The sequence below is a fragment of the Levilactobacillus huananensis genome (genome assembly GCF_003946145.1).
In the GTDB taxonomy this organism is placed as follows: domain Bacteria; phylum Bacillota; class Bacilli; order Lactobacillales; family Lactobacillaceae; genus Levilactobacillus; species Levilactobacillus huananensis.
In genome coordinates this window covers 1-13,090 of record NZ_RHOC01000018.1, presented here as the reverse complement: position 1 = coordinate 13,090, position 13,090 = coordinate 1, and the positions used below count along the sequence as shown (strand labels likewise).

At 37.7% G+C, this 13,090-nt stretch carries 14 protein-coding genes; 10 read left to right on the top strand and 4 right to left on the bottom strand.

Going from position 1 to position 13,090, the window contains the following annotated elements:
- Positions 1-9: 9 nt before the first annotated feature.
- The 8 genes from EKM71_RS10215 to EKM71_RS10180 all read left to right on the top strand — a co-directional run bounded on the left by EKM71_RS10215 (position 10) and on the right by EKM71_RS10180 (position 7,890).
- Entirely contained in the window at positions 10-1,035 is a 1,026-nt protein-coding gene (locus tag EKM71_RS10215) for a glycosyltransferase family 4 protein (protein WP_125574513.1), read from the top strand.
- Positions 1,036-1,077: 42 nt separating this feature from the next.
- Positions 1,078-1,881: a glycosyltransferase gene (locus EKM71_RS10210; RefSeq protein WP_125574512.1), complete on the top strand. Its 804-nt coding sequence runs from the start codon at positions 1,078-1,080 to the stop codon at positions 1,879-1,881.
- Positions 1,882-1,894: 13 nt separating this feature from the next.
- On the top strand, positions 1,895-2,902 hold the full coding sequence (locus EKM71_RS10205; protein WP_125574511.1) for a glycosyltransferase family 4 protein: 1,008 nt from the start codon (positions 1,895-1,897) through the stop codon (positions 2,900-2,902).
- Entirely contained in the window at positions 2,899-3,789 is an 891-nt protein-coding gene (locus EKM71_RS10200; protein ID WP_125574510.1) for a glycosyltransferase family 2 protein, read from the top strand. The genes EKM71_RS10205 and EKM71_RS10200 overlap by 4 nt, the downstream gene beginning before the upstream one ends.
- Entirely contained in the window at positions 3,776-4,906 is a 1,131-nt protein-coding gene (locus tag EKM71_RS10195; RefSeq protein ID WP_125574509.1) for an O-antigen ligase family protein, read from the top strand. Before EKM71_RS10200 ends, EKM71_RS10195 begins: the two co-directional genes overlap by 14 nt.
- Positions 4,907-5,125: 219 nt before the next feature.
- Positions 5,126-5,626, top strand: coding sequence for a hypothetical protein (locus tag EKM71_RS10190; protein ID WP_125574508.1), 501 nt, complete (start codon positions 5,126-5,128; stop codon positions 5,624-5,626).
- A 98-nt stretch (positions 5,627-5,724) separates the two neighbouring features.
- On the top strand, positions 5,725-7,233 hold the full coding sequence (locus tag EKM71_RS10185) for a lipopolysaccharide biosynthesis protein (RefSeq protein ID WP_125574507.1): 1,509 nt from the start codon (positions 5,725-5,727) through the stop codon (positions 7,231-7,233).
- A gap of 12 nt (positions 7,234-7,245) precedes the next feature.
- Positions 7,246-7,890, top strand: coding sequence for a CatB-related O-acetyltransferase (locus EKM71_RS10180; protein ID WP_125574506.1), 645 nt, complete (start codon positions 7,246-7,248; stop codon positions 7,888-7,890).
- 286 nt (positions 7,891-8,176) lie between these two features.
- Here the strand turns inward: EKM71_RS10180 and EKM71_RS10175 are convergent, their stop codons facing one another.
- Positions 8,177-8,788 (bottom strand): ImmA/IrrE family metallo-endopeptidase, encoded by a 612-nt coding sequence (locus EKM71_RS10175; RefSeq protein ID WP_164504794.1) that lies wholly within the window; start codon positions 8,786-8,788, stop codon positions 8,177-8,179.
- A gap of 148 nt (positions 8,789-8,936) precedes the next feature.
- Here EKM71_RS10175 and EKM71_RS10170 point away from each other — a divergent pair, with 148 nt between their 5' ends.
- Positions 8,937-9,749 (top strand): hypothetical protein, encoded by an 813-nt coding sequence (locus tag EKM71_RS10170; RefSeq protein ID WP_125574504.1) that lies wholly within the window; start codon positions 8,937-8,939, stop codon positions 9,747-9,749.
- Positions 9,750-10,071: 322 nt separating this feature from the next.
- Entirely contained in the window at positions 10,072-10,641 is a 570-nt protein-coding gene (locus EKM71_RS10165; protein ID WP_024855672.1) for a recombinase family protein, read from the top strand.
- Between the two features lie 94 nt (positions 10,642-10,735).
- Here EKM71_RS10165 and EKM71_RS10160 read toward each other — a convergent pair whose 3' ends face one another.
- The 3 genes from EKM71_RS10160 to EKM71_RS10150 form a co-directional block, all read right to left on the bottom strand.
- Entirely contained in the window at positions 10,736-10,900 is a 165-nt protein-coding gene (locus EKM71_RS10160) for an MFS transporter (protein ID WP_089122107.1), read from the bottom strand.
- A 608-nt stretch (positions 10,901-11,508) separates the two neighbouring features.
- Positions 11,509-11,877 carry a DUF5388 domain-containing protein gene (locus EKM71_RS10155; RefSeq protein ID WP_020090532.1) on the bottom strand — a complete coding sequence of 123 codons (369 nt, stop codon included), beginning with the start codon at positions 11,875-11,877 and terminating at the stop codon, positions 11,509-11,511.
- Between the two features lie 2 nt (positions 11,878-11,879).
- The gene (locus EKM71_RS10150; RefSeq protein WP_010010558.1) at positions 11,880-12,686 is read right to left on the bottom strand and encodes a ParA family protein; all 807 of its coding nucleotides are present in this window, start codon (positions 12,684-12,686) and stop codon (positions 11,880-11,882) included.
- Between the last annotated feature and the right edge of the window lie 404 nt (positions 12,687-13,090).

Below are 13,090 nucleotides of genomic sequence, written 5' to 3'. Positions count from 1 at the left end.
AGAGAGCATATGAAAATAGCAATTCTGGGACCTGTTATTACTGATCAATATTTTGGAGGAGTGGCCACTTTTGATGAGGCGTTAGCAAAAGCTTTTCAAAAGTTAGGACATGATGTCTCGATCCTGACATCACAAAAGGGGAGTATTACAAATAAAAAAATCAAGATAAAGCAAACAAAGAAGTCTGAAATTTCAAATATTGTGAATGAAAATAACACAGACTTAACAATTGCCTCCTTACAATACGGAACTTCATTAAAGAGTATCCAAACAGGAAAGAAAGTATATTTCCTTCATGGATTCTTCAATATGCAATCGTATGGAATAGCAAAAACTCTGGCCGCGACTGCGTTAACCCAAAAGATGACAAGTTACGCTGATTGCGTAATTGCCAACAGCTCTTTCACGGCAGCTATTAACCAGAGAATATGGAATATTCATGTCGATGGTGTAGCTCATCTGGCGGTGGACGAAGATTTTTTGTCGAAAGTCAATCGAATTGGCAGTAGAACGCCTGATGAACAAAAAAGGGTTCTCTTCGTTGGAAGACTCGCAGTTAGTAAACACGTTGAGCGGATAATACAGGCAGTCTCATTGATGAGTAAAAATTCATATGAACTTATTATCGCGGGAGATGGACCAGAAAAGCAGAATCTTTTGCATAAAGCAAAGAAACTTAATGTTAATGCAAAATTTATAGGCAGAGTTGAACATGATCAGATATCGTCAATTTATAGGAGATGCGGCGTATTTGTTTCTCTTAGTGAATCAGAACCTTATGGTCTAACATACGCAGAAGCCTTACTTTCCGGGTGTCAAATAGTTTGTCCGTCTACTGGTGGCCAGGTTGAATACTTGATGAAATATTCAGATAGGACTCATTTTATAGATGTTTTGGATCCCGAGTCAATAGCACGTGGAATAACCGATGGACTTAAAGCAAAAGAGGCGGCAGTTGATAATAATATGATTAGTAAATTTAGTTATTCAGAAACCGCTAATAGGATCTTAACACTTGTAAGCAACAAATATTGACAGACTTCCTTTTGATAATAACAATACACAGGATATTTTAGAATGAAAATGAATGTTGAATTATTGATCTCAACTATGAACTTGAAGGATCCCGACGAACTAAAAGTACGAGAAGGGGTTTCAGGAAAATCAGTTATTATAAATCAAATCACAAAAGATGATAGCAGCGATTTTGAAATTAAAGAAGGTGAAAACCGGTGCTTCTCATACACTGAAAAAGGGTTAAGTAGAAGTAGAAATCATGCTATTGAAAAGGCAATAGGTGATATCTGTACTTTGTCTGATGATGATATGACTTATAGAAAAAATTACAAAGAAATAATAGAAAAAGCATATCGTAAATATACGGACGCTGATATTATAGCTTTTTCTTTTATTTATCCTGATGGTAAGGAACGTCATCATTTAAGGCCAGGACGAGTGAAACCGCTTTGGACACTAAAATTAAATTCTGCGATGCTTACGTATAAGCGTGAAAGCATTGTAAAGAATAATTTGAAATTTGACGAAAGATTTGGTGCGGGTTCTGAAATCCCGTGGGGTGAGGAGAATATCTTTCTACTTGACTGTGTACGTAAAGGGTTAAAAATATATTATATTCCTATTGTAATAGGAAAATTACAACCTGGAGAATCTTCGTGGGATAGGCATGGCACACCTGAGCATTGCCGACAGCAAGGTGCTCTTTATTATAGAATGTCTTCTAAGTATTATTGGCTTTTAATTTTACATTTCTGCTTTTTTAGAAGATATTGTTATATTGAAGATTCAAGCACAAGAACTGCATTGAGATGTATGTTTGAGGGTGCAAGAATGTTTAAAAAAGAAGAGAAGATACAAAAATAAATGGGGTGGAACAATGGCAAAACTTTTCTTGGTAGGGGATTTTGAATCAGATAATGGACCTGGAACAGCAAATAAGCAGATTTTGCAATCATTAAAAAATGCACACTGTGTTAGGCTTTCAAAGGCAAAATCTAAGGAAGGAAGGGTAAGAGAGGTTCTCTTTAATTCAATCTTTGCCGATGCTATTGTCATTTGTTCAAAATCACAGTTGAATTATATGGTTGTGAAGGTGGCTAAGAAATTACATAAAAAAATATTTTATGTAATGCATGGGTGTAGTTCGTTTGAAAAGAAAATAAATGATCCACTAATCAATGACGATGAGATAAATAAACTGAAGAGTTATGAAAAGTTCATTGTAGAAAACACCGATAAAACTATATGTGTGTCAAAATACTTTATGGATTTTATGAAGCATAGGATGCCTAAGTGTGAGACAAAATTTGATTACATATTTAATTGTGTCGATATTAAAAAAATACTCCATAACAGAATTGAAAATATCTCAAGAAGAGAACAGATCGTTTCTATAGGCGGAGGATTGAAGCAGAAGAATATTCTGACAATTGCAGAAGCTTCACTTGATTTTAATAAAAAAATTCCGGTTAAAGTTATTGGCGCCGATGATGTAGACAGTGCAAGAATCAAGTCACTTCCGAATACAGAATGGCTCGGACTGATTTCGCATGAAGATGTTTTTCAGGTTCTGTCAGAGTCGAGAATTTATGTCCAGAACAGCACCTTTGAAACTTTTGACCTTGCCGCTATTGAGGCATTATATTGTGGATGCGATTTACTGATATCAGACCGAATGGGTTGCAAGGACTTATTCAGCAATTTAACTGAATATGATGTAATTAAAAATGTAAAAGATAAAGATGAGATTTCTCAAAAGCTGCAATATCTTTATAACCATGGAAATAACCAAAGATTGATGAATGGTTTCAAGAAAGAATATGTATCACATGAATGGCAGTTGGAACGATTCAATGAAATTTTTAAGGAGTTCGGTATTAAATGATAACCGTTTTGACACCTACATTTAATAGAGCATATATTTTACCAAAAGCATATGCTTCTTTGCGCAAACAAACCAATTATAATTTTGAATGGATCATAGTAGATGACGGATCCACTGATGGAACAGAGAAACTTGTTTCTGAATGGCTCAGTGAGGATAAATTTCATATTTCATATTACAAAAAGGAAAATGGTGGAAAACATAGAGCAGTAAATTATGGAGTACAAAAGGCATTAGGAGAATATGTTCTGATATTGGATAGTGATGATACATTAACTGAGGATGCAATAGAGTTCTTAGAAAGACATTGTTCTGAGGTGGCATCAGATGAATATGCTGGTTTGGCTGGATTGAGAGAGTATACTGGTAAGCAAGGTGTTATTGGTGGACAAAAAAATGATGATTCTTATATAGATGCGACCAATATCGATAGAGTCAAAATGAAATTACAAGGAGATAAGGCCGAAGCTTATAAGACTTCTATCATGAAGAAATATTCATTTCCGGAATTTGAGGGAGAGAAGTTTCTTGCTGAAGGTGCTTCTTGGAATAGAATTGCAATAGATGGTTATAAGATTAGATGGTACAACCATGTTATTTATCAATGTGAGTACTTGGAAGACGGTCTGACGAGAAACAAAACAGACGACGTTCTAATGAACAATTTTAAGGGATACACTTATAACACAGTACTTGATATCAGAACAAAGTCTTTCCCTTATAATATTTTGTCTATTGGTATGTATTCAAGACTTGCTAAGAAAAAAGGCTATAGCAAAAAGAATATTGAAAGGAAATTAAAGATATCTTCTGCCAGATATGAACAAGGACAACTAATGGTTTTGCTTCATGGTATTACGAAAAGGGTGAAAAATGGCAAAAAGTAATAATCAGCGATTAAAAATCTTATTATTGATTTTGGCATTAATACCTTTTTTCAGCTTTTCAGGGATTAATAGATTTGGTGGAACGTTAACACAAATTTTTCTGATTCTTGGAACAGCTATATTGGCGTTTTTCGTAATTGCGAAAAAATCGATACCGGAAGACAGATTTGCAATTTTCTTTTTGCTTTATTCTATTGAGACATTCGTCGTGACAGCCCACTATCAAGGAATCAGTACGGGACTCTTATTCTCTATAATTTCGTATACATTTCTCTTTGCTTTATTTTTCCTTGATTTTGATTCTGTGCTGAGTGCTATCGCAATATTGGGATATTTGGTGACGATTGCAAATTTTCTTACTATTATAATTTCTGGCCGTTCAGATGATGCAATATATTTTGTTGGAGGGAAAAATCGTTTATCAATTGTTTTAATACCTCTTTTGATGATTATTTTGCTATATGAGTTAAGACAATTTGGAAAAATCCGCTTAAGGGCAAAATTATGTTGGGCAGTAGGAATACTTTCAATTGTTCTTGCAGGGAGCGGTACCGGACTAATTGTAGCGGGATTTGCTATACTTTTTGCAATCCTTTTTTGGAAAGCTAATCCGAGTAAATATATTATCATTGGGATTATACTTGCATTATATGCACTCTTAATCTTATCCTCTAATATGGTACTTGGAAGTCAAGTGTGGATCAATGTTACTAGTGGATTAGGGAAAAGAAGCGATTTAACCGATCGGACGCTTGTTTGGGGAAGCCTATTACGAATGCTTCGACATAATTGGCTTTTGGGACTTGGGCGTGGAGCAACAAATACTTTTATAAATAATTGGGGACTGATGGCATCAGTAAATGAAGCTCACAATGCTGTTCTTGAATTATTTCTTGATGGAGGAGTAGTCGGATTTATTTTGTATGCAATAGCTTTTACTATTTCTGTTAAAAAAACGGATACCAGTACAAAAGAAGGAAAAGTTATTTTTATTGCGATTGCGGTAATTATGATCAATGGTTTGACGGAATCAGTGACAACGATTTTCACTACCACGCTGATATTGGCTATAGCAAATTATTACAGCTATTCTTCTGAGCCTCATATAATCGAGTAATAATCTATCATATTTCGGGAATTCTATGAATACAAATAATCCGCCGATTGTAAAATTAAACTGAACACTGTTCCGATCCAGTAAGAAAAATCGTTTTCACTGGATTAGAGCACAAAAAATCCATTTCAACCATCTGGTAGAATATGAATTACGGATAAATATAATAACGAATCGACTATCGGAATTATTGCGAGGAGAGCATCCGCCGATGGAAAACAGATGGGAAAGGGAGAGTTTCCGCAAAAGAAAATCTGCAAAATGGGTTCATTTATGGGAAAAACATTTAGTGGAGATACCACAATATGTTTTGAAACATCAAAACTTGAAGAGTATAAGCTTCCTGTTATTAAAGGTGAGAAATTTATCACAGAAGCTTTTCTATATGATCAAATCGATCACGATGGATATGAATATATCTTGCTTGATCAGCCGATAACAATCTGTGAATACAGGCAGGATGGATATACTATGAATATGGATTTGATATCTTATCAGAATCCGGTTGGAAGAATGTTCCATGAAGCACAGAACCTTCAATATTTAAAGAGCTTTAGTGATAAAGCTAAGGCGTGTATCCGATACAATATGTATAAGGACATAAGTCATCACAGCGACATAAGAAAATTTAATTTCCCAGAATGCCTGTTGCTGTTAGGAACCAGTATTCCAGGATATATATCATATAGACAGAAGAAAAAGAGGGTCAGTAAATACTTATGAGGTTAATAGAAAGGTTTTCATGATATTGTCATTGAATAGTATGAAGCCTATTAATGGAATGTTAAGATTGGGAGAACAATTGTGGAGATCGGTTTATTATGAATGAAAGGCTAAATAAGCTTAAGTTAAATACAGTTTTGGGAGTCATTTATCAGGTTTCGTTGCTGCTTGTAAATTTTATTCTCCCGAGATTTTTTCTTAAATATTACGGATCGAATGTTAACGGCCTTATTAGTTCAATTACACAGTTTCTGTCGTTTATTAATCTGGCAGATATGGGAATTGGTGCGGTCGTTTCTTCGGCATTATATAAACCACTTGCAAAGGGTGATGATGAAAAGGTAAGCAGTATAGTTGTCTTTGCAAGAAAGTTTTTTAAAATTGTCGGTTTTATTTTAATAGCATATATTGTCGTTCTAACATTTGTATATCCGATTATCGTTAAAGATTCGTTTTCTGTGCTCTTTACAGTGACATTGATGTGGGCAATGTGTATCTCACAGTTTGGGCAATATTTTATCGGAATTACGTACCAGCTTTTGCTTAATGCTGATCAGCGTTCATATGTACAGCTTTTTATTAATGCTGTTACGATTATACTCAACGCTGCAGCAGCAATATTCATCATGGTGCATGGTAGCAGTGTGCAGCTGGTAAAACTGACAACTTCGTTGATTTTTCTGGCACGTCCGGTATTTATGTACGGATATGCAAGGAAGCATTATCATATTAACTACAAAGCGAAGGCTGATCCCAATGCAGTTCCACAGAAAAAGAGTGGAATCATCCAGCATATTGCCTACATGGTTTATCAGAACGCTGACGTTGCTGTATTAACTCTTTTTTCTACCTTATCAAATGTTTCAATTTACTCAGTATATGTTCTTGTGAATAACGGACTAAAGTCTTTTGTTACAGCTCTTACAACCGGGTTTCTTGCAATGTTCGGCGATATGATTGCGAAAGGGGAGCGGGAGAAACTCAATAAATCATATGATGTATATGATTGGATGATACATACGGTTTGTACTTATGTCTATAGTTTATCGGGTGTGCTTATAGTTCCGTTCATCCTTACATATACAAGAGGGATAAATGACGCGAACTATAATGTTCCATTATTTGCGATTATCATAACCATTGCCTATGCTTGCAATACTGTACGTGAGGGGATGTTTGTCATCATAAAAGCAGCAGGCCATTATAAACAGACTCAGAAGGCTTCTTTGATGGAAGCTATTCTTAACCTTTCGGTTTCGATCATATTTGTCTTTAAGTTTGGTCTTGTTGGCGTTGCTATAGGGACGATGATCGCTACCAGTTTTTTTGGAATCTACGAGATGCACTATTTGTCGCAGCATATCCTGTACCGCAAGCCGATGAAGTATATAAGACAGCTGCTCATTGATTTTCTCAGTGTGGTTGTTATTGCAGTCTGCACTCATTGGATTCATATTACTACCTATAGCTATGGTGTGTGGTTTGTCAACGCGCTTATTGCAGCGGTGATTGCTGCAGTGGTGCTGCTTGCTATCAACTGGTTTTTCTACAGTGACAATCTGAGAACAATGTTCGGGCTTATGCATAAGAGAATATCGAAAGCATGATCGGAGGAGCATATGAGGCTTAAGAATCTTGTCAAGGTTATCTACAAAGGGAGTTTGATTAAAAAATTCAATAAAGAAAATAATATTCTGATCAGAAGTGATATGGCGTCCCTAAAGGCTCATTATGGTAAAAATGTGAGAGTTTATCCCGGTACAATTGTTACGGAAGATGTTTCTATTGGTGATGAAAGCTATGTGAATCGGAATTCATCCCTTGAAAACTGCGAGATAGGTAAATATTGTTCCATTTCAGAAGGCGTCTTCATCAGCACATGGGAACATAATTATAAAGCTGTCAGCACGCATCCTTTTGCTGAATCAGAAGAGTTCCGTAAAAGAAAGCGGGACAAGGTCATCATCGGAAACGATGTGTGGATCGGACTTCGGGCAATTGTTATGGAAGGTGTCCATATTGGTGATGGAGCTGTTATCGGGGCTGGTGCAGTTGTTACAAAAAATGTAATGCCCTACGAGATAGTGGGGGGTATACCGGCGAAGCATATAAAATGGCGTACTGATCCGGAGACTATTCAGTTTTTAGAGGAATATCGATGGTGGGACAAGAGTAAAGAACAGCTTGAAGGTATAAAGGATATAATACAGTCTGATATCGATTTGTGCAAAGTAGACTTTGAGAGAATGAAGGCCAAGATATGAAGGATGTAATACTTGTTGACCTGGACAGAGATAGAGAACAAAATTAAGAAAAGAGAAAAAGGGTGGCTGGGGCTGATTCTCATCATAACCTGTACATGATCGTCCTCGCCCTTTTCACCGTAGGGGTACTGCTGATTTTGGGAGTACAGCTTATTGTCGTACATCCGCTTGATGACAGCGCCGTCCGCTGTGCCGGTGATATAACGATAGCGGTGTACTGAGGGTACCGTTCAACAATAAAAAGAGCACCGACCTCCACGTAATAATGAAGGCCAGTGCTTTCCGTCTAATAAAATGGCAGTACCTCCTCTGCAACGAAGCCATACGAGGATGCCGGTGGCAGCTGGTATCTGAAAGACATCTGAGATAGTGATGGGTCAAACTGTTTAATCAGTTCACGTTCAAGATCAGTATATTCCGGCCTGCAGTTTAACCATTTGGTATAGTATTCGTAAGCATAAGAAGCACACTCGCGGGAAAGTATAAAGTAGCTGCGTAGTGCTTCTGCATTCTGGCACCTAAGCTCATTGATGAGCGGCGGTGGCGCAATGGCATATTTCGCGAAGAAGTTCTCTTCTGCTTCGGCGAACACCGGCTCTTTTTTATCCTCGTCCAGATGACCGAGGTAAATGTGGCCAATCTCGTGAAGCAGGGAAAAGTTAATGCGTTCCGGCATCGCTGTATCGTTGTAATAGATTTCGTATTCGTTCAGCCCATCGTCCCTTGTGCCGATCGTGCAGTAGGCGTCAGGGCTTAATTCCAGTGATGCGGCGTACTCTTTGACTCCCAGCTCACTATAAGCGATGAGGCGATAATTCATGCTCTTAGCGATTTCTGCACCGTCGACCGGAAGCATGGTAAGCAGTAAATAACCGACCGTATTTCCTGTGGCCGCCATATGGATTATGATTACCTCATCAAATAAATTGGTGAGGTGTTTTTGATGGATGAACAACCAGAAATCGTGCAAGTGAAAGTCGGTCGGTTATTTACTGCTTACATTAATGTAGCTAATTATTATCGTCGATATTTAAAGGGGTTAAAAAATGTTAGTTCGAAAACCCAAGTTTATTAACGACGACGTACCGTATTTTGATTTGGAGCAGATCGAATCGCGGTTAGATCTGGTTGAGTTGAGTGATGAATTTGTGATAAGACCTGATACGGTTTATGTCGCTAGCTTAGCGCATGCGGTTAATATGGAAGGTAAGCGATACTATACGGCTATGATTGGGATCAATGGGCGTTGCATCTTGACCACTTGTAAGTCTAACGATTTGATCAGCGAGTATAGTAAGCGGTCATTAACGAGTCCGCGATTTTGGCATTGGGTAGCACGTAGATTGGGCTGGAAGCCGCTTTATTTTGCGGGGGAGAATTCGTTTGTACCGGAGAGCACACCTAGCTGGGGGCAAACTTCATGGATCGGCAGTCGCTGGTACGATTCGATTTATACTACTAGTAAGGCAACCTTTGTGACTTTTACGCAGCCGCAAACACAACGGCAAGTGATTGTTCGGGTGCATATCTGCAAGCGGAAGTTACTTAAGAAGTTGGCGCAGGTGCGCGCAATGCTGATTTATACGCACCAGTTGACGCAATGGGCGATCGAACAGTGGCTGCCTAGTAGTCATGTTGACTTAGTTGTTCCGGCTAACTTGCCGGAGATACCTGGATTAAGGCTACCACTGTGGTCGGCATGGCAGATTCGGCAGTTTATCTTCGCTAATCACGATGAAGATGTTTGTTATATCGCAACAGATGAGTGTTGCAGTACGATCCATGAGGCGACTGAACGGACGCAATACGCCTGGTTTCCGCCGCGTGAGTTGATCAAAGCACGCCGGCAGCAGTCATAAAAGTGACTGTTGTGTGCAACAGTGTTGGGTGTTGCCAACAACGGTCAAGGGTGTTGCGGGCAACAGGATGCAGTGTTGTCAGCAACACTGACGATAAAATTTAAATCGTTATCGGTTAGATTGTAAAATTAATCTGAATGCTGTTCGTACAAAATAAATTAGGTCCACTTCACAATGATTTTTGATTGTTTACTAACAAATTTTATAATTAATAGAACTAGCCAGGCCACAACTTAACAGTTGTGGCCTCTTTTTTGATACTGTATAATTAAAGGGTTAGAACCGTGTCATTACTTAATGACATAAGTAAGGAGATAAAAAGATGAAATATGGCTATGCGCGGGTCAGTACCACTGATCAAAAATTAGCAAATCAAATTGAGTTACTAAAATTGGCAGGAGCAGAAAAAATCTTTCAAGAAAAGTTTACCGGCACAACTACCGAACGACCGGAGTTTCAAAAACTGTTGCGCGTTCTAAAAACAGGCGATACTTTGATTGTCACTAAGTTGGATCGGTTTGCGCGGAACACACGCGAGGCCTTAGCCATTATCCAAGAGTTGTTTAAAGAAAATGTCAAAGTTAACATTTTGAATATGGGCTTAATTGACAATACGCCGACTGGCCAACTAGTCTTTACAATATTTAGCGCCTTTGCGCAGTTTGAACGCGATATGATTGTCACGCGCACACAAGAAGGTAAAGTGTATGCCAAGCAACATGATCCGTTGTTTCGGGAAGGGCGACCGAAAACGTATTCTGAGGAACAAATCAGATTTGCCTACGAATTACGAAAACAAGGCATGACCTATAAAATGATTGAACGAAAGACGGGGATTAGTAAACGCACGCAACAGCGACGATTTAAATTAGTTAAAAACAATATATTTTAAAACTGTTTACACCATACCAAAAGGGGCTTCGAATACGAGGCCCCTTTTAGATTTAGCTAGTAATCCGTATTAAAGTTAATGGCTAGCTCCCAGTTCAACTTTTTAATGGCTTACGATCTGTCAACAAAGCAATTGGTGACAGAATCAAAACAATCACCGCTCCTACTAAGTAGGTATGACTGAAGGCCTGGCTGATCTGTCGATTCTTAGTATGCTTAATTTTTCTCAAAGCTGTCGTTAAAGCTTCTTTTTGTGCCAATTGTTTGAGACCTACTAACAATTTTTTCTGACCCTGGCTTATTTTCTGATTACCCAAATTAATTTTTTGAGAAGCTATTGACAGTTTAGATATAGCGGTGTTTTGAGTTTCTAACTTGGTTAAGGTAAGTGCTAGTTGCTGGTTACCCGCTTTTAAGTTGTCAGTAGCTAGTGCTAACTTCTTCTGGGCTTGGTAGACCCGGTGAAGATCGGTTCCCTTTTGGGGCTATGGTAAATCAACTTGAGATTTGGCCGCTTGTTTAAGGGCACGTCTTAGGTTCGTCTGTTTGTTTTTAGTTGTTAATTTGGCTGATCCAGTAGTGGAAAATAGGCTGTTCAATTGTTGATGAGCCACTTTCTTTACAATCTACCATATAAACGCATTCTCGTGCATTGTTTGCTTATACGTGTATATAGTTGTCAAATACGTGCTATGATTGTGTATGTCCTAAATGGACACAAGCAACGCTCCTAAGCAAAGCCTGTATGTACTGATTTCAGAAAAGCCCTCTATTCCGCATAATAGAGGACTTTTTTGTGTGCATTCTGCTTAATTTAAACGGACAAGTATACGTCTAAAAGCTGAACGTGTTGTCTGAGAGCGCGATATTATTTTCCCCTAGTTCGGGCGTCTCTACTCTCCAGAATATCTAATTGAAAAGTAAATTTTCGCTTGTCTTCAGCGTCTAAAGAATCAATGAGATAGTCTAATGCGTTATCAATGGCATCTTTTTGAGATTTATATAGACCAATTCCAGATAAAGCTTCCGCTTTGTTCTTAATATGGTTGTTGATTCTAACGTTAGCATAAAAAGTAACAGAATCTGCAACGCTTTTTCCCGGTTTTGATGGTTTGCCATTATTACTTTTAAGATCATCTGTAGTAAAGGTGTTTTTGGGTTTGATATCTTGTCCACGATCAAGTGGGTCCGTCTTTGGTTGTTTTTTTAGATTGGGATTGTTTAATAATCCGCTCATTCCTATTCACCAGCCATTCTGCTAAATATTTCATCAGTAACGTTGGAGTATACGTCTTGAACTGCTTTATCAAACTGATCTTTAAATGTCACCCCGGTTACATCATATCGTTTTAAGCGTTCCATATTTTTAATTGTTATGTCAAAAATATTTTCTTTACCAAATATATCAATTGCTTTAGCTAAGGTGCTCTTATCGACAGGGGCACCATTTTTCAGCAAAACCGGCAATATTCCTAGTAAATCTAATGTCGGAGCGTGGAATTCATTGATAATTTGATCTTGCATGTATTTGATGAATGCCTGGGCACCCTGAAGCGATCTTTCCTGAGTTTGAAGAACGACAATCGCGTAGTCTGTCATATATAATGCGGTATCTGTGATTAGGCTAATTGTAGGTGGAACGTCTACCAACAAGTAGTCATAGTCATCTTTCCACGGATTTATTAAGGTAGACAAGTATTTTACACGATCGGTGTAGTCAGAAATTATATTCTCCATATATCTAGGATATAAAGAAAAGTCAGCTGAGGATGGAAGAATATCTAAATTTTGGATTACGTTGATGATAGCTGGTTTGAGGTTTTTGTTTTTAATTGCGGTCATCAAGGTTTCATCAAAAGAAGTTACTTCACCGCCGACGTTATTTTTAGTTTTTAAATATAAATTAGTGGCGTTAGCTTGAGGATCCAAATCTATTAATAGTGTTTTATACCCACGACGTGCCAACTCGATACCAGTCATTGTACTATTAGTTGTCTTGCCAGTCCCGCCTTTAAAGTTTGAAAATGTTATGACTTTGCTATCCAAAATATCACCTCATAAATATGTAGTGTAATGCTCTTAAAGCATAGCACAAAAATTAGTACATGTATACAAATACAAGTGTGTAAAAGTAAAAATGTATACATGAGCTCTATGTAGACTGCAATAGAGGCATTTTGAATGAGTATACAAATACTAATTTTTACATTAGTATTTGTACTAATGTAAAAATGTATACATTTTTTAAAAAAGTGTTGATTTCTTTTATTGAGAGAAATACAATTGTACTTGTAAGTGAATACAAAAAAACACCCACCGACGGGAATCGGTGAGCGCCACATAAAAGTCATCGTTATTTAATGACTATTATATCATGGCCGGTGCGATTTTTAAAGCCCTAGGGGACAAGCTGGGGTCTAAATCCAAGGGGACACGTTTGCCAGTGCGAC

Coding starts and splice junctions, on each gene's coding strand:
- EKM71_RS10180 (WP_125574506.1), top strand. CDS start 7,246: ATGAGGCTTAAGAATCTTGTCAAGGTTATCTACAAAGGGAGTTTGATT.
- EKM71_RS10190 (WP_125574508.1), top strand. CDS start 5,126: ATGGGAAAGGGAGAGTTTCCGCAAAAGAAAATCTGCAAAATGGGTTCA.
- EKM71_RS10215 (WP_125574513.1), top strand. CDS start 10: ATGAAAATAGCAATTCTGGGACCTGTTATTACTGATCAATATTTTGGA.
- EKM71_RS10185 (WP_125574507.1), top strand. CDS start 5,725: ATGAATGAAAGGCTAAATAAGCTTAAGTTAAATACAGTTTTGGGAGTC.
- EKM71_RS10205 (WP_125574511.1), top strand. CDS start 1,895: ATGGCAAAACTTTTCTTGGTAGGGGATTTTGAATCAGATAATGGACCT.
- EKM71_RS10195 (WP_125574509.1), top strand. CDS start 3,776: ATGGCAAAAAGTAATAATCAGCGATTAAAAATCTTATTATTGATTTTG.
- EKM71_RS10200 (WP_125574510.1), top strand. CDS start 2,899: ATGATAACCGTTTTGACACCTACATTTAATAGAGCATATATTTTACCA.
- EKM71_RS10155 (WP_020090532.1), bottom strand. CDS start 11,877: ATGAGCGGATTATTAAACAATCCCAATCTAAAAAAACAACCAAAGACG.
- EKM71_RS10170 (WP_125574504.1), top strand. CDS start 8,937: ATGTTAGTTCGAAAACCCAAGTTTATTAACGACGACGTACCGTATTTT.
- EKM71_RS10165 (WP_024855672.1), top strand. CDS start 10,072: ATGAAATATGGCTATGCGCGGGTCAGTACCACTGATCAAAAATTAGCA.
- EKM71_RS10210 (WP_125574512.1), top strand. CDS start 1,078: ATGAAAATGAATGTTGAATTATTGATCTCAACTATGAACTTGAAGGAT.
- EKM71_RS10175 (WP_164504794.1), bottom strand. CDS start 8,788: ATGGCGGCCACAGGAAATACGGTCGGTTATTTACTGCTTACCATGCTT.